The organism is Paenibacillus sp. FSL M8-0228 (assembly GCF_038007385.1).
GTDB classification, from domain to species: domain Bacteria; phylum Bacillota; class Bacilli; order Paenibacillales; family Paenibacillaceae; genus Paenibacillus; species Paenibacillus polymyxa_D.
In genome coordinates this window covers 3,923,230-3,939,806 of the sequence record NZ_JBBOXA010000001.1, presented here as the reverse complement: position 1 = coordinate 3,939,806, position 16,577 = coordinate 3,923,230, and the positions used below count along the sequence as shown (strand labels likewise).

Genomic DNA, 16,577 nt, shown 5'->3' with positions numbered 1-16,577 from the left:
ATAATAAAAACAAAGCAAAATATACATTTTTTACATAATAAACAAAGACATCACACTTATCACACTTCTATTAACAATGAATTTACAGAAACTCTTATGAAAAAATATGCTTTTATAACCGATATAAAGATGTTGGGGATTTGCATTTTATGTTGAGGTGATATGTCATGAAGAAACGAGCTCTATTATTAACTTTTAGGTGGATTCCCATTGTCACGATCTTTGCATTATTGGTAAGTGCATGTGGGCAATCAGACGTACAAACCAAGGCCGAACCCATTAAGGTGGGAATCGTACTGTCAGATATTGGTCTGGGTGACCAATCTTACAGCGACGCGGCTTTTCGAGGTTTGGTCAAGGCACGGGATGAGGGGAAGATTGTTTTTGAATACCGGGAAATAACGGAGACCAAGACGTATGATGCGGCTTTTGAGCAGCTTGCTCAAGAAAAAGCGGATTTAATCATTGGGTTGGGTTATATGGTGAAGGACAGTATGGAATCCATTGCCAAAAAATACCCAGACCGTAAATTTTTAATCGTGGATGAGAAATCAGATTTACCGAATGTGGCCTCTATTAGCTTCAAAGCAGAAGAGGGCAGTTTTATGGCTGGGGTCGTTGCCGGTTTGACGAGTCGCACCGAACAGGTGGGTTTTCTTGGAGGTGCGGAATCTCCTCTGTTGAAAAAATTTGAAATTGGGTACCGCGCAGGGGTGCAATCAGTCAAGCCTAATGCCAAAGTTACTGCAACGTATGCAGGAGATTTTGGAAAGCCGGAACTGGGTACGAAAATTGCAGATGACATGATTAATCAGGATCAGATTGATGTTATCTTTGCAGCCGCAGGTCTCACGGGCGTAGGTGCGCTACAGGAAGCGCAAAAACAGCAAAAATTAGCCATCGGGGTCGATAGCGACCAGTTTTTTATTGCGGAAAAGGCGGTAGTGACCTCGATGTTTAAAAATGTAGACATTGCAATTTATACAGCAGTCAAAGGCTTTGCAGATCATCAAAGAAAATTTACGGAGAAGGATATGGTGTTTGGTCTTGCAGAAGATGGCGTAGGTTTAGCGCCTATTCGTGTCGTGACACTGAGTCCGGATCAGCAAAAGTTGTTGGATGATTTAAAGGAAAAAATCAAATCCGGCACACTTACTGTTCCCACCCAATAAATTTTCGCAAACGGAGGATGAAAGCTGATGAAACTGCAAGGTAAACTGGTGCTGAATGCGATGATTTCCTTGATCGCTTGTCTGGCTTTAGTGGCATATATCATTTTTGAATTAATTCGTATTAACTCGCAAAGTAGTAATTTGGTTCCGGCTATGTTGAATGTACAGCAGCTCAATGCCTATTTGATTCAGTCGGGACAGGCGTTGCAAAATTATTCTGCTTCCATGACAGAGAGCAACAAAGCTGATGTGCAAAATCAACTGACTCAGTCTGAAAAGACGATTGCTTTGCTTTCACAGGGCATGATGCAGACCGAAGAACAGCAAAAACGACTGAATACGATTAAAACAAAATTCAGCCAATTGAAAGTAGCAACGGAGAAAGCAATGAGTACCCAAAACAGTCCGGAGTCCAAGCGGGAGGCCATGCGCGCCCAGGGGATTCAGAACGATGTTTTTATGCTGGATCTGCTGACCAAGGCACGTTATGACCAATACACAGAAGATTTGACCAAGAGCATTCGTTTTACTTGGCAATTGGCCTTAGCAGGTGCAGTTTTACTTCTGGTGGCAGTTGGGCTATATAATACATACACCTCCAGGCAGCTTGCCCTTAGAACACGTAAGTTAACGGATGCCGCAAAGCAAATTGCCGAGGGGAATCTGACCGTTCAGCTCGCACAAACGAAGGGACGCGATGAGCTGGACGAGCTCAATGAATCTTTCCGGGTAATGATCGGGAACTTGCGCAGCATTGTACTCTCCATTGATCAGGCGGGTAATCGTGTCGATCTGATGGCTCGGGATATTGATCACCATAATGAGGCCATGAAGGAAATTGTGACACAAGTCAGCACGTCAACAGAGGAACTGGCGATAGGCAGTCAGAAAATTGCTGAGGATCTGTCGTCGACAGTTGGTGTTGTGGACGAGATGCAGCAAAAGTTTGAATCGAATCTGCTGGAGACCACTCAATCGACCGTGTATAGTGAGGATGCTTTGCGTGTCATTGAGCAGGGTACGCGGGTCATGAGCGATCAACTGCGTATTGTTGCAGAAAATCGTTCAGCCATGTCCGAAGTGGAGCAGACAGTCAAGGAGCTGGAAGCTAATGCGGCCGAGATTACAACCATGACTGGATACGTATCCGAAATTGCCAGCCAAACATCGCTGTTGTCCTTGAATGCTTCTATTGAGGCTGCACGTGCGGGTGAAGCAGGAAAAGGTTTTGCTGTGGTTGCCAATGAAGTGAAAAAGCTGGCGAATCAATCAGAGTCTGCTGTAAAGAAAATTTATACCGCAGTTGACGGTATTACGCAGGCAATGGATAAAGTGAAGACTTCTGTGGCGCAAAGTCAGGAGCTGTTCCGTGAGCAGGAGAAGGCAACCTCCTCGACCGGAGAATCGTTTACAGAGATTAGTGGCAAAGTGCAGCAAATTGCCGGCCAAGTCAGCAAGCTATCAACGGACATGAATGTATCGCGAGAATTGAGCGTACGGGTGCAGCAAGCTATCGAAAATATCAGCGCAATCACTCAGCAATCCGCCGCAGGCAGCGAAGAGATTACGGCTTCCACGGTAGAGCAGAAGCGTTCATTTGAGGAATCGGCTGAGAAGGTAAAAGAGCTTCGTCAGATTCGCGAGGAAATGCAGCGGGAACTGGATCGTTTTCAGGTGGAAAAGACAAACTAAAACCTGTGAAGCGAGTATCTGTTTTTGCTGAATAATGAATATAAGCAGCCAAAGAAGAAGTTCTACCTAACACAGGGAGACTTCTTCTTTTTTTATTTTAATGATGTACTTATATGAAGTTTTATTAAGTTTGATTTACATAGGCAGGGAATTCCAACTCTTACGTCAAATAGATTTAGGGAGAATATGTCACCACGTATATGGACAAGAGGAAGATGGACAACGAAGTCCGGAAGGATGAAGTTACGGGAATGTTGCGACTTAAGCTTCGATTGATACTGAAAAATAAACAGACAAGACTGATTCTACTGCTCACTTTGTGTGTGTCGCTCGTGATTAGCGTGATCGGCTTGCTATCCTATTCAGGATACCGTGAAGGTTTGGATACCGAGCTGAACACACCCAATATAGAATTATTGCAAATCAATCTGGATGTAACCAATCGGGCTTTTCGTGAGTCTGATAACAAGGCGCTGGATGCAGCATATCATCCGGATGTAGAGGCTTTTGTACGTGTCCAAACGGATAGGAAATCGCTGGAAGATAACGCCTCCGTCATAGATCGGCTTCATAAATACTTGAAAACCCTTTCTTCACACGAAGAAATTTATTCGGTTGAAGTGATTTCTTTGGACAATCATGCTCTCGTATCCAGCAATTATGGTTACATGCCTGATTGGAAGCAGGCACCGGATACCACATGGGTTCCCTGGATTCAGGACATTCAAAAAAAGCCGTTGTTGATTAAGCGGAGATGGTACGGCACCGATCGTGAGCAGGGGACGTTAGAGCTGCTTTCGCTGGCCAGGCCCATAGTAGAGAATGGTCAGGTCATGGGTGCGGTGCTAATCAATCTGGATTACGACCGTTTTTTCTCCAAACTATATATTCATTTATCCAACTCGCAATACGTGTATGATCTGGAGGGCGAGTTGATCTATCCCAAGCTGAGATCGTCCTTACCCTTAAATGATATGGGCAGGGTTTTGAAAGAGCTGGATGTGAGCCCCTATGCTTATGTGGAGATAGGGAATATGGAATATATGGCGAACCAAACCTTTTCTGATGTAACGGGCTGGCGTCTAGTCTCGCTCGTTCCGATGGACAAGCTGCTGAAAAATGTTAAGCTGGCGCGCAATATGATGCTGTGGCTGGCCTTTATCTCTATACTGGCTGGGTGCTCAGCAGTTTACTATTACAATTATGCAGCTTTTCGCCCCATGAAAAAAATTAATAGCCTGTTGAATTCGGGCAATAAGGGTACGCGCCAAGGAGGATTGTATGACCTGGAACCTGTGATTAGCAAACTGGTTGGAGAGTTTCATCGCAAATCATTGGTGGTAGAGCGAAGCCTGCCGGAGCTGCGTTCCAAATATATGGAAGATGTCATCCAGCGTAGAATGGGCATACAGGAAATGCGTATGAAATGGGAACAGTATTTTTCCGATTGGGACGGTAATTCTTTGTTTGTCATGATCGTGTCCATCGACCGATATTCTGCGTGGGCTGCAAGCTTTCCAGAAGAGGATAAAATGCTGCTCAAGTATGCGCTGAACAATATTTTGCTAGAGATGCTCGAACCTTACTGGAAAGCAGTATGCTCGCCGGAAGAGGAAAGTGGTTTTATTGTGCTGTTACAGTACAGCGAGAGTTCGAATGAAGTTGAAGTTGGTTCGGAGACTGCCCTCCAAGAGAGTATTTTGCTTCACAAAAGCGTTGATAGACTGATTCAGGTTGTCGGTGAGTATCTTCCTTTGACCATTTCTATAGGGATTGGTCATATGGTCACGGATATTCAAGAGGCACGGGCATCTTTTATAAAAGGAAAAGAGGCCCTTAATTTGCGTTTGTACGAGGGGTATGGACGTTCATACACGAATATGGACAGCAGCCTAAGTGTGAAAAAGGATAATACAGTGGATGAACAGTCAAAGGAGCAAATTCAGGATTCAACATTGTTTGACAATTGGCGTTTGGAAATAATTCATGCCCTGGAGTCGCAGGAACCTGGTGCAAGTGTAAAGCTAATCAGCCACTGGGTAGAAGAACTTCGACTCCACAGAACATCCCCAGCCCAGGTCTACTTGTTTGTTCATGAATTGCTGGAAGATTTGCTAAAATGGTGTGCCACTCAGAGTGTGACGCCGCCGGATCAGCTTGCTGATTACCACTGGAATCAGATTCTGACGCTAGACCTTCAAGACATTGAGGTATTGCTGGTCACTATGTTGACTGATATTGAAGAAAAATGGCACGGACGCATTCAGTCCAAAGATTTTGTGCGTGTACAAGAGATGATCGAGTATATGGAACATCATTTGCATTTGAACATCGGACTTCAGGAAATTGCGGATCATGTTCACATGAGCGTGTCCTCGGTGAGCAGTATGTTCAAGGAAGAAACAGGAACTACCGTTTACGATTATTTGACTGGATTACGCGTAAAAAAGGCAAGCACTCTACTATGTGAAACCCATTTGAAAATCAGTGAAATTGCAGAGCAGGTCGGATACCGAAATGAGAACAGTTTTATTCGGGTATTCCGCAAGCATAAGCAAGTGACCCCAGGGAAATTCAGACAAATCAGCAAATCTTCCAATGAATATGCAGATCGGTCAAAAGGCCGATACTTTGGCGAAATAGAAGATAAATACGAAGATTAAGCGATAGCTGTAGCCCTCCACGTTGCGGTACATTGACTTCATGTAAACGCAAACAACAAGACCGAAAACGGTGGAGGTGAAAACGGGCGCATGACGGGCCCAGTTCATTTTTGGAGAAGAGGAAACGTAATGAAGAAAAAGCCATGGCAAAAATATGTGCTGGTTGCGGCGGGAATAGCTATGCTTTCTGCCTTGAGTATCAGTGAATATGTGGATCACCGCACCTTGCAGGATCACAGCCGTATATTTCCTACGAAGCCAATAACACTCGTCGTTCCTTATGCAGCCGGAGGCGGTACGGATATTACCGCGAGAGCGTTGGCGAAAGCTGCCGAAAAGCATCTCGGTCAGCCGATCATCGTCGTTAATCGAACGGGAGGAGGCGGTTCTGTCGGGCTGATGGAAGGGGCTGAGGCGCAGGCGGACGGTTATACTGTAACGTATCTGGTCGCTGAGCTGACTACGTTGCCTCATTTGGGACTGCTACCGCTCACCTATGAGCGATTTAAGCCGCTGCTTCAAACCAATATGGACCCTTCTGCCATTACGGTCCGGGCGGATGCACCATGGAAGACAGCAGAGGCATTTCTGGAGGATGCTGAGGCCCATCCCGGCAAACTCAAAATGGGGAATGCAGGCACAGGGAGCATATGGCACCTTGCTGCCGCAATGCTGGAACAGAAAAGTGGAGTCCGCTTTACCCATATCCCTTATGAGGGAGCAGGCCCAGCCGTCTCCGCTTTAATGAGCGGATTTGTGGATGCTGTACCCGTCAGTCCCGCAGAAGTGAAGAAATACGTGGACGAAGGGAAACTTCGCATACTGGCGATCCAGTCAGACACTATTTCGGAAGCGTTTCCAAAAGTGCCGACACTACAGCAAGCCACTGGGCTGCGTGTACATTTTATCGGCACTTGGAGAGGGCTGGCTGTGCCTAAGGATACACCGGATGCAGTTGCTCAAACGCTAACGGATGCACTGATCAAGGGAACGAAAGACGAGGAATTCAGGGAGGAAATGCGTAAGCATGGGTTGGGATTGCGTGTCCAGGATGCAGACGCATTCGCGCGACAACTGAAGGAGAGTCATGATACCTTCGCGAGACTGATTCCCGAGCTCGGTTTGAGCCGCAAGTGACACGGCCTTGTTTTTGCATTGGCAAAAACGAAAGGGTTGAACGAAGTTATGAAAATCAAACAAAACATTGATAAAATTCCAGGGGGCATTATGCTGGTGCCGCTGTTTATTGGCGCGCTTTTTCATACATTTACTCCATGGGCAGGCGACTATTTTGGATCTTTTACCAAGGGGCTGATGACAGGTACGGTACCCATTTTAGCAGTGTGGTTTTTTTGTATGGGGGCTTCTATAGATGTGCGAGCGACGGGTACTGTATTGCGTAAATCAGGAACGCTCGTATTGACTAAAATCGCGGTCGCGTGGGTAGTGGCGATCATTGCATCCAGATTGCTGCCTGTTGGGGGTGTAGAAAGTGGGCTATTTGCAGGTTTGTCGGTGCTGGCGCTGATCTCGGCTATGGATATGACGAACGGCGGGTTATACGCCTCCATTATGCAGCAGTATGGCTCCAAGGAAGAGGCGGGAGCATTTGTACTGATGTCACTGGAATCGGGTCCATTAGTGACCATGATTATTTTGGGTAGCACCGGACTGGCCGTTTTCGAACCGCAGACATTTGTGGGGGCGGTATTACCATTTTTGATCGGCTTTATGTTGGGCAATCTGGATCATGATTTCCGAAAGTATTTTGGGAACGCAACGCAAGCCTTAATTCCATTTTTCGGTTTTGCACTTGGTTGTTCCATTGACTTGAGTGTCATTGTCCAGACAGGTATGCTCGGTATTTTATTGGGTATTTTTGTCATTCTCGTTACAGGTATTCCACTAATTTTGGCGGACAAATATATCGGTGGTGGCAACGGTACAGCAGGAATCGCAGCTTCCAGTACAGCAGGTGCAGCAGTAGCGAACCCAGTCATTGTCGCCAATATCAAGCCTGAGTTCCTGCCTGTTGCGCAATCTGCAACGGCCTTAGTTGCCGCTTCGGTCATTGTGACCTCGATTTTGGTACCTATTCTGACGGCATACTGGGCCAATTATATGAAGCGTAAGGAGAAATCCCGAGGAGCAGGGCCTGTAAATCCAGGAGCGAATATATCTAAATAAGGATTTTGCAGTATCCTAAAATCTTTCCATTACCCGGGAAATGCTTTTGCAGTTATGCCTTCAATCCTAACATCACAAAACTTGTCCTAAAACACTTCTGCAAACATACATATGTAAGCAGAGGAGCGTGATGGGATTGGAAAACAAGGTGCGCCGATACTACCAGTTAAAGCAAAAGCAAAAAGAAATTGAAGGTGAACTGACTGATTTGCGTAATGACATTACCGCTCATTGTGCGCAGAAGGAAGTGTCAGATTGGGAAATTGGCAACTATCGGGTCAAGATTGTGCAGCAGCACCGTAAGGAATACGATCATACAAAGCTGTATGATTCACTGCCTGATCCGCAGCTATGGCGCTTGTTTTCCAAGCCGGATACGTCGAAGATTGCCAGTTTGCTTAAGCTCAAGGTCATCGCAGAGGAGCAAATAAAAGATGCTGTTTCTCTTAAAACGGTGACGCTATTGCAAGTGGATAAAAAATAAATAAAAAGAGCTGCCCCCGTTTTCGGAGCCAGCTCTTTTTATTGTCTGTTGTTACTAGTCTTCCACCTTCACACTCTATGAGTTATTTATCAGACAAACTTTTTCCCACTCCTTTGAGAAAATGAATGCCAAATCCCATTGCACGGTTTACATCTGGATCATTCATCGCCTTCATAAGATCGCGCAGACGAGTCTTTTTATTCTGTTTTAGATGTTCATTGGCTTCGTTCAGGCCATTAGTAACGCTGTTTGTCAGCTTTTTCATCAGCTCGGGGTCTACCTCAGACAGCATTCCGGCTGCTCCCATGAGATTATTGATGATGTTCGTCACAGGCTTACGCGTCGCTTGTCCTACAGCGATTTTGGCGATGCTTTCTTTAGCCTTTAGCATAGACTGGGCTGCTTCGAGAAGACCACTATCGTGCAGCTCACGTACGATTTCAAGTGTCTTCTGCAGTGCCGCTCCATTGTCCGCCAGATCAGCAGTAAGCTGATCCAGCGATTGTTTTTGGCGTTCTTCTTCTGTCAAAATGCGTTTTCTCACAATTGAAATAGGCTTAGCCACGGTTCGACCTCCTTATTTTTGATCTACCAAATCAACATAACCGGGACGATTCCACTTACGGTCCACTTCAACCCCATTTTGCGGGTGACGCTTTTTGTAACGCGGATTAATACGTGGGAGTGGATTTTGACCATCTACCTCCAAAATTTGCATCCGTACTTTGGCTTGTTTATAGGCCGGTGTACGGGTGACCACATCGAACGCTCCACCAGTTAACAGATTGACAGCACCATCATGGCTGGTAGAGTGCATCGGCACATAAATTTCAGTTCCCTGCACCCGGTCTGTAACCAGAACGCGTAGCTTGACCGCACCATAAGGGGATTCCAATCGAACCAGCGATCCGTCTGTGACTCCGCGCTCCTTAGCCAATTCAGGTGACACTTCCACAAATACTTTTGGAAGTTTGAGCTGAATACCCGCTGATTTGGTCGTCATATTTCCTTCATGAAACTGTTCGAGCAGTCGACCATTATTCAAGGTCAGATCGAATTCAACAGGGTACTCTTTTGGTGGTACATATTCGAAAAGTCCCAAACGCGCTTTTTTATCTGGAAAGTTAAAGCCGTTGGTGTGCAGCAGCGGTGTATTGCTACCATCCGGCGATCCCCAGTGGAAGCTGTTCCAGCCTTCCAATACGTCATAATTACATTGGGAGAAAAATGGAGTGAGCGACGCCATTTCCTCAAAAATTTCACTTGGATGGCTGTAATCCCAATCAAATCCCATATGCTTGGCAAATTGGCTGAAAATCCACCAATCCGGTTTACTGTCTCCCATAGGGCGGAGTGCTTCGTATAAACGCTGGACACGACGTTCGGTGTTCGTAAAGGTTCCGTCTTTTTCAAGTGAAGGTACGGCTGGCAAAATAACGTCAGCGAATTCAGCTGTCTTGCTCAGAAATACATCTTGAACGACAAGGAAATCCAAATTCGCCAGCATTTCTTGGGTATGGTTGGAGTCGGCATCCACCCATGCCATCTCTTCTCCAGCGATATACATCGCTTTAAGCTTACCTGTTTCAATGGCTTCTAGCATCTGAATGTTGTCCAGTCCGCGCTGACCTGGGATTTGTACACCGTAGGCCGCTTCAAACTTGGCACGAATGTCATCGTTCGTCACGGGCTGATAGCCCGGGAAAATATCCGGCATCGTACCCATATCGGCAGCACCCTGAACATTGTTATGTCCGCGAAGCGGATATGCGCCTGCACCCGGACGCATAAAGTTTCCAGTCACCAGCAGCAGATTGGCAATCGCAATCGAAGTGTAAGAGCCTGCGATGTTTTGCGTCACACCCATGCCCCAGCAAATGGCAGTGCCGTCGGCTTCGTGAATCATAGTCGCTACCTGAATCAGTGTCTCTTTGGAAATACCAGTTTCCTGTTCGGCAAAGTCCAGGGTGAATCGCTCTAGCAATTTCAAATATTCAGGATAGAAGTTTACATGCTCTTCAATGAATTTTGCATCATGCCAGTTTTGCTCAATGATGTATTTGGCTACAGCGGATAACCATACATAATCAGTACCTTGCTTCGGACGAATGAACAGATCAGCGCGTTCTGCCATTTCATGCTTGCGCAGGTCGACCGAGATTAACTTTTGACCGTGCAGCTTATGCGCACGTTTGATACGCGTAGCCAGCACGGGATGACCTTCTCCCGGCGCGCAACCGACCAGCATGACCAAACCTGCTTTGGCAATATCTTTAATCGTACCGCTGTCTCCACCGATGCCTCCGGTGTATTGCAGCCCCCATGACGCAGGAGATTGGCAATACCGTGAGCAATTATCGACGTTATTCGTTTGGAAGACCTGACGAGCCAACTTCTGCATCAAATAGTTTTCTTCATTGGTAAATTTGGACGAAGAAATAAAGCCGAGTGCTTCGCCACCGTAAGTTTCTTGAATAGCTCCCATTTTACTGGCCATCAGGCTCAGTGCTTCTTCCCAGGTTGCTTCCACAAATTCGTCACCTTGACGAATTAAAGGGGAGGTCAGACGCTGATCGCTGTTTACAAAATCCCAGCCGAATTTTCCTTTTACGCATGTCGAGATACCGTTAACAGGTCCCTCAGAGGTAGGTTGTACCTTCAAAATTTTGCGGCCTTTGGTCCAAACCTCAAAGCTGCAACCTACACCGCAAAACGTACAGACGGTTTTCGTTTTTTGCGTACGGGTTTCGCGCATCGCTGCTTCGGCTTCGGAAATAGCAAAAATCCCACTATAGCCCGGTTCCACTTCCTTTATTAAATCCACCATCGGATTTAATAAATCCTTGCTCATGCCACTCATGAAGCCTGCTTCTCCCAGCATAGATTTCTCCATCAAGGCATTACATGGACAGACGGTTACACACTGACCACAGCTAACGCAGGAGGATTCGTTAATCGCAACCCGGTCATCCCATATGACGCGAGGACGTTCAGCCTCCCAGTCGAGGGACAGCGTTTCATTAACCTGAAGGTTTTGGCATACCTCTACGCATTGGCCGCATGCAATACATTGATTGGGGTCATATCGGTAGAAGGGATGAGACATATCTACTTCTGTTGGGTCAACTTTCGGTTGATATGGATATTTTTGATGTTCAATTTCCATAAGCTCTGCTGTATTATGCAAAGTACAATTACCGTTGTTATTATCGCATACGGTGCAGTAGAGGAGATGATTTTCCAGCAATCGGTCCATAGCCTCGGTTTGAGCTGCTTTCGCGCGATCCGAATGTAAATGAATATTCATTCCATCCGAAGCCAATGTCGAGCAAGAACGCATAAGTTTTCCGTCCACTTCCACGATACATGTGTCACAGGTACGGATCGGATCGACCTCGGGAACGTAACACAGCTGGGGATGGGCGATATTGTTTTCGTTAATCACTTCAAGAATCGTTGCGCTGCTCTTCGTTTTCAGTTCCTGTCCGTTTAATGTAATTTTGATCGTACTATCAGTCACGGTTCAGGCTCCTTTCAGATTTTAAATTTAAAAATTAGGAATAAAAAAACTCCACCATAAACACAAGTGCTCATGTTCCAGCACTTGTGTTTATGGTGGAGTAGTGACCAAGCTCTAGGTCCTGGAGGCCAATCCGCCATTTGAATATGTATTAATAACAAACAGTACGCACCGTCTGTATATCAATAACTTCTGAATAACTTAGATATGTCATTTTCTGCATGTTATCTCGTGTAACTATAACGTAAAATTTAAGATAGTTCAACGGTACATTACTATTTTTTTAATTGATAATGATTATCGTTTGAGAAAACGAAAAATCATTGACAAACGTTCCAGGATTGCTAACAATAGGAATGTAGTCTATTTCTGAGCAATCGTAAATGGAGTGTACGTGGGAATCGCGTATATTTTATTTGTCGCAGCGCTTGTTAGTTTGATTTTTCTATATCGCATGATGTGGGATTCGTAAAATCCTGATGTAGATAAATTAACCGGCATTTAGCAGATTCTTCGATATTCATAAGCGAAGAAGTTGTTGTGATGCCGGTTTTTTGGTTCAGTATAAAATGAATGGAAATACCGTTCCGATTTAAAAGGGTAAAGAGTTTTATTAATGAAGACGGATTGAGGTGAACAGGATGGCGAACCGGAGCGACGATCAATGGAATCGTCCGTTACGGGACTTAAGAATATCCGTCATAGACCGATGTAATTTTCGGTGCCGATATTGTATGCCGGAAGAAATATTTGGCCATGACTATCCGTTTTTGCCAAAAGAAAAAATATTGACCTTTGAAGAAATTACACGCCTTTCCCGTATTTTTGTCTCGCTGGGCGTTACGAAGCTGCGTATTACTGGTGGTGAGCCGTTGCTGAGGAAAAATTTGTCCTCGCTTATTCATTCGTTAACTCAACTCGATGGGGTTGAAGATATTGCAATGACGACAAACGGCGTTTTTTTGCCTAAATATGCTGCAGCACTGCGAGAGGCGGGACTGAAGAGAGTGACGGTTAGTCTGGATTCGCTCGATGATGATCGGTTCCGCCAAATGAACGGGGGCAGAAGCAGCGTAAAGGCGGTGCTGGATGGTATTGAGGCTGCGGATCAAGCAGGGATGCAGGTGAAAATAAATATGGTCGTGCAAAAGGGCTTTAACGATCAGGATATTGTTCCCATGGCCGACTATTTCCAAAAGAAAAAGCATATTTTACGTTTTGTTGAGTTTATGGATGTAGGCAACACCAATGGCTGGAAATTGGATCAGGTCGTTTCCAAGCAGCAGATCATCGAAGCCATTCACGAGCATATGCCGTTAGAGCCTGTCGCACCCCAGTACAAAGGTGAGGTGGCGACGCGCTACAGGTATCAGGACAGGGACGGGGAAATCGGTATTATTTCGTCTGTTACGGACGCCTTCTGCTCCACATGTACACGAGCGAGAATTTCTGCTGAAGGCTCCTTGTACACGTGCCTGTTTGCCTCTCAAGGGTACAAGCTTCGCGCGATGCTACGTTCCGAACAGTCCGATGACGAGATTAGAGCTTACATTGAGCGTGTTTGGAGAGACCGTACCGACCGCTATTCAGAGGAACGGCTGAATCATACACAGCAAGCAACGTCTAAAATTGAAATGTCACACATCGGCGGGTGAGCCGGAGAGCCAGCCTGTCAGAAATGAGGGAGTGGAGCACATGGAAAAGCCAGCTGAGGTGAAACGTGAGATTTTCCGTTATCGTGACGGTCAGATCAAGCGTTTTGAAGACACGGTGGTGACGGAGCATCCGGTGACCATCAAAATCAATCAGCAGGAATTTGCTACCATGGTTTGTACACCGGAGTATGTGGAGGATATGGCAGTAGGTTTTTTGGCCTCTGAAGGCGTCATTCAACGGTACGATGATATCGAAGATATTTGGGTTCAGGAAAAAGAAGGCTTTGTTCATATTAAAACCCGTCGAATGAATGAGTTTTATCAAAACTTTCATTCCAAACGGTACATTACCTCCTGTTGCGGAAAAAGTAGACAGGGCTTTTATTTTATCAATGATGCCAAAGTGGCAAAAAGAATGAATGACACCCATGTTACGCTGTCTTTTGACGATTGTTTTCGTTTGATGAATTTAATGCAAAACTCGGCACTTACGTTTCAGGAGACCGGTGGTGTTCATAATGCAGCGCTGTGCGATAAAAACGGGATGATCCTATCCAGAATAGATATCGGCCGACACAATGCGCTAGATAAAATCTATGGGCATTGCCTAAAACATGATATTGTATTACAAGACAAAATCATAGTATTCAGCGGACGCATTTCGTCTGAAATTTTGTTGAAGGTTGCGAAGATTGGCTGTGAAGTTGTTTTGTCCAAGTCAGCTCCTACAGAGCTTGCACTTGAGTTGGCTGAGGACCTGGGGATTACGACCGTTGGCTTTATACGCAGTCGTTCTCTGAATGTATATACGCATACCGAACGGATTGATGAACTGGTCGAATCTAAAATATAATATAATAATCTTCAATGTACACCGTCATAGTTAACCAGCATGGAATAAAACCTTTCGAGGTATTCATTCATGTTGGTTTTTCTTGGTACATATGTGGTGGGCAGTCACTGTACTGAAAAGGAGGGGATGTTAAATGAACTATCATATTCAAGTATTTGCTGGACTTGCGGAACAGATGGGAGGGCCTATAATTATGGTGCCTACTGAGCAAGAAACGATGACCGTTGCCGCATTAAAAGACTTGCTATCCGAGCGTTTCCCTGAATCAGCAGCTCAGTTGCAGGGTTCTTTTGTTGCCAGAAATCAAGCCTACGCCGCTCCTGAGGACCTCGTGAGTATACATGATGAGATTGCGATTATTCCTCCGGTTTCAGGAGGGTAGATTTTATTTAATAGGATAGGTGAATTCGATAGAATAGGTGCAAGGGGGCAGATCATATGCAATATCGTATTCAACTATTCGCAGATATGGCGGAGCAACTTGGTGATGTGATCACGGTAGAACTTTCACAGGAAGCGGTGACCATTGCAGACATTCGAAAAAGGCTGAATGAGCTGTACCCGGAAGTGGCTTCACAACTGGCAGGTTCTTTTTTTACCCATCATAAAAAGCTGGCTTCTCCAAATGAACTTGTGCTTCCATCAGATGCAATTGCTCTTCATCAGTCAGCATCCGGGATGGAGACGGTCGTTTCAAAATGTGGTTTATTTGCCATTACGTACGACCCGATTGATGCCGATGAAGTAACCTCAAAGGTACTCGACCCTTCTCATGGCGCCTCGCTGACCTTTAATGGTACGACTCGGGAATTTACGCAAGGTCAGCGAACGGTGTTGCTTGAATATGAGGCGTATGTCCCGATGGCCATGAACACGATGAAGCAGATTGGTGACGAAATTGCAGAACGTTGGCCTTCCACACGTACTGCGATTACACATCGGCTTGGCACGGTAAGAATTGGAGAGACGAGTGTGGTGATTGCTGTCTCAGCTGCACACCGCGATACTTGCTATGAAGCCAGCCGCCATGCCATTGAACGGTTAAAGCAAATCGTACCGATTTGGAAAAAGGAAGTGTGGGAGGACGGCTCAGAATGGAAGGGGCATCAGCTGGGTGGCTGGAACCCTCAAAGTACCCCAAAGCTTTCAAATAAGGGCGAGGACATCTAAGCTTTTAGCTTGTCTGATCAACTTGTAGCTATTCAATGGATAAGTATGGAGGCGTAAATCAACGATGTCAGAAATGGACAAGATCCAGAAAATAGAGGTTGCTGCACATGCGCATACGTCTCATGCCCGTTATTCTAGACAGGAATTATTCTCGAAAATTGGACCGACAGGCCAGCAAAATATCCGTAGTAAGCACGTGCTGATGGTGGGGGCCGGCGCACTGGGCACTGCCAATGCTGACATGCTGGTGCGAGCGGGCATCGGACGGCTGACGTTGGTAGACCGTGATTATGTAGACTGGAGTAATTTGCAGCGCCAACAGCTCTATGACGAAGCGGATGCCCGTAATCAGATCCCCAAGGCAGTGGCCGCGCAGAAGCGATTGCAGCAAACCAATTCGGACGTGGACATTCGTGCGCTAGTCCGGGACGTCTCGCTGGAGGAAATCGACGATATCGCAGCAGGGGTGGATCTCATCGTAGATGCCACTGACAATTTCGATACACGTTTGCTTATGAACGATTATGCGGTCAAGCACAGAATACCCTGGATTTACGGGGCATGTGTAGGTAGTTATGGGACAACCTTTACCATCGTGCCAGGGCAGACACCGTGCCTGCATTGCCTGCTCGGAACTGTACCGCTCGGCGGTGCAACCTGTGATACGGTCGGTGTGATTAGCCCGGCTGTACAGATGGTAGCGGCTTATCAAAGCGCCGAGGCATTGAAGCTGCTCACAGGGGACGATTCGGCTTTGCAAAATAAGCTGATTTCTTTCGATCTGTGGAACAATCAGCATCAGGCAATCCAAATCAGCGCCATGAAGAAAGCCGATTGTCCAACGTGTGGTGAGCACCCAGTGTATCCTTTTTTACAATCGGAGCATCAGGCTAAAACGGCTGTCTTGTGCGGACGAGATACGGTTCAAATCCGCCCGGCTTCGGGTGCTGTACGTGATCTGAATGAAGCGGCACGTTTGTTATCCCGTCAGGGGGGCAAAGTGGAGCATAATCCATACCTGGTATCCGTTGTTATCGGGACGCATCGAATCGTTCTTTTTCAGGATGGTCGCGTCTTAATTCATGGCACGAAGGACATCGCCGAGGCGAGATCAATTTATCACAAATATTTGGGTTGACCCAATAGATTCGACCCGTTATGAGATGTACAATGCTTCCTTA

At 46.0% G+C, this 16,577-nt stretch carries 13 protein-coding genes; 11 read left to right on the top strand and 2 right to left on the bottom strand.

Annotated features, from left to right (window positions below; translation table 11 throughout):
* The first annotated feature begins 167 nt into the window (after positions 1 to 167).
* From MKY98_RS17560 to MKY98_RS17535, 6 genes are all read left to right on the top strand, one after another.
* Positions 168 to 1,172, top strand: coding sequence for a BMP family lipoprotein (locus MKY98_RS17560; protein ID WP_029515426.1), 1,005 nt, complete (start codon positions 168 to 170; stop codon positions 1,170 to 1,172).
* A gap of 27 nt (positions 1,173 to 1,199) precedes the next feature.
* On the top strand, positions 1,200 to 2,864 hold the full coding sequence (locus MKY98_RS17555; RefSeq protein ID WP_069010417.1) for a methyl-accepting chemotaxis protein: 1,665 nt from the start codon (positions 1,200 to 1,202) through the stop codon (positions 2,862 to 2,864).
* A gap of 215 nt (positions 2,865 to 3,079) precedes the next feature.
* On the top strand, positions 3,080 to 5,527 hold the full coding sequence (locus MKY98_RS17550; protein ID WP_208332741.1) for an AraC family transcriptional regulator: 2,448 nt from the start codon (positions 3,080 to 3,082) through the stop codon (positions 5,525 to 5,527).
* 129 nt (positions 5,528 to 5,656) lie between these two features.
* Positions 5,657 to 6,664, top strand: coding sequence for a tripartite tricarboxylate transporter substrate binding protein (locus MKY98_RS17545; RefSeq protein WP_069010418.1), 1,008 nt, complete (start codon positions 5,657 to 5,659; stop codon positions 6,662 to 6,664).
* Between the two features lie 48 nt (positions 6,665 to 6,712).
* The gene (gene kdgT / locus MKY98_RS17540; RefSeq protein WP_029515422.1) at positions 6,713 to 7,714 is read left to right on the top strand and encodes a 2-keto-3-deoxygluconate transporter; all 1,002 of its coding nucleotides are present in this window, start codon (positions 6,713 to 6,715) and stop codon (positions 7,712 to 7,714) included.
* Positions 7,715 to 7,844: 130 nt separating this feature from the next.
* Entirely contained in the window at positions 7,845 to 8,198 is a 354-nt protein-coding gene (locus MKY98_RS17535; protein WP_069010419.1) for a hypothetical protein, read from the top strand.
* A gap of 82 nt (positions 8,199 to 8,280) precedes the next feature.
* Here MKY98_RS17535 and MKY98_RS17530 read toward each other — a convergent pair whose 3' ends face one another.
* Together MKY98_RS17530 and fdhF are read right to left on the bottom strand one after the other, a co-directional pair.
* On the bottom strand, positions 8,281 to 8,763 hold the full coding sequence (locus MKY98_RS17530) for a DUF1641 domain-containing protein (protein WP_039274499.1): 483 nt from the start codon (positions 8,761 to 8,763) through the stop codon (positions 8,281 to 8,283).
* 12 nt (positions 8,764 to 8,775) lie between these two features.
* The gene (gene fdhF, locus MKY98_RS17525) at positions 8,776 to 11,718 is read right to left on the bottom strand and encodes a formate dehydrogenase subunit alpha (RefSeq protein WP_069010420.1); all 2,943 of its coding nucleotides are present in this window, start codon (positions 11,716 to 11,718) and stop codon (positions 8,776 to 8,778) included.
* A gap of 641 nt (positions 11,719 to 12,359) precedes the next feature.
* Here fdhF and moaA point away from each other — a divergent pair.
* From moaA to MKY98_RS17500, 5 genes are all read left to right on the top strand, one after another.
* A complete protein-coding gene (moaA, locus tag MKY98_RS17520) occupies positions 12,360 to 13,373 on the top strand; it encodes a GTP 3',8-cyclase MoaA (protein ID WP_069010421.1) in 1,014 nt (337 codons plus the stop codon).
* A gap of 40 nt (positions 13,374 to 13,413) precedes the next feature.
* Positions 13,414 to 14,226 (top strand): formate dehydrogenase accessory sulfurtransferase FdhD, encoded by an 813-nt coding sequence (gene fdhD / locus MKY98_RS17515; RefSeq protein ID WP_039274507.1) that lies wholly within the window; start codon positions 13,414 to 13,416, stop codon positions 14,224 to 14,226.
* 133 nt (positions 14,227 to 14,359) lie between these two features.
* The gene (locus MKY98_RS17510) at positions 14,360 to 14,608 is read left to right on the top strand and encodes a MoaD/ThiS family protein (RefSeq protein ID WP_039274509.1); all 249 of its coding nucleotides are present in this window, start codon (positions 14,360 to 14,362) and stop codon (positions 14,606 to 14,608) included.
* 56 nt (positions 14,609 to 14,664) lie between these two features.
* Positions 14,665 to 15,396: a molybdenum cofactor biosynthesis protein gene (locus tag MKY98_RS17505; protein ID WP_069010422.1), complete on the top strand. Its 732-nt coding sequence runs from the start codon at positions 14,665 to 14,667 to the stop codon at positions 15,394 to 15,396.
* A 64-nt stretch (positions 15,397 to 15,460) separates the two neighbouring features.
* Positions 15,461 to 16,534 carry a thiazole biosynthesis adenylyltransferase ThiF gene (locus MKY98_RS17500; protein WP_029515414.1) on the top strand — a complete coding sequence of 358 codons (1,074 nt, stop codon included), beginning with the start codon at positions 15,461 to 15,463 and terminating at the stop codon, positions 16,532 to 16,534.
* Positions 16,535 to 16,577: the final 43 nt, after the last annotated feature.

Excerpts from the sequence above, each read along its gene's own strand:
- MKY98_RS17560 (WP_029515426.1), top strand. The coding sequence starts at position 168 with ATGAAGAAACGAGCTCTATTATTAACTTTTAGGTGGATTCCCATTGTC.
- MKY98_RS17555 (WP_069010417.1), top strand. The coding sequence starts at position 1,200 with ATGAAACTGCAAGGTAAACTGGTGCTGAATGCGATGATTTCCTTGATC.
- MKY98_RS17550 (WP_208332741.1), top strand. The coding sequence starts at position 3,080 with ATGGACAACGAAGTCCGGAAGGATGAAGTTACGGGAATGTTGCGACTT.
- MKY98_RS17545 (WP_069010418.1), top strand. The coding sequence starts at position 5,657 with ATGAAGAAAAAGCCATGGCAAAAATATGTGCTGGTTGCGGCGGGAATA.
- kdgT (WP_029515422.1), top strand. The coding sequence starts at position 6,713 with ATGAAAATCAAACAAAACATTGATAAAATTCCAGGGGGCATTATGCTG.
- MKY98_RS17535 (WP_069010419.1), top strand. The coding sequence starts at position 7,845 with ATGGGATTGGAAAACAAGGTGCGCCGATACTACCAGTTAAAGCAAAAG.
- moaA (WP_069010421.1), top strand. The coding sequence starts at position 12,360 with ATGGCGAACCGGAGCGACGATCAATGGAATCGTCCGTTACGGGACTTA.
- fdhD (WP_039274507.1), top strand. The coding sequence starts at position 13,414 with ATGGAAAAGCCAGCTGAGGTGAAACGTGAGATTTTCCGTTATCGTGAC.
- MKY98_RS17510 (WP_039274509.1), top strand. The coding sequence starts at position 14,360 with ATGAACTATCATATTCAAGTATTTGCTGGACTTGCGGAACAGATGGGA.
- MKY98_RS17505 (WP_069010422.1), top strand. The coding sequence starts at position 14,665 with ATGCAATATCGTATTCAACTATTCGCAGATATGGCGGAGCAACTTGGT.
- MKY98_RS17500 (WP_029515414.1), top strand. The coding sequence starts at position 15,461 with ATGTCAGAAATGGACAAGATCCAGAAAATAGAGGTTGCTGCACATGCG.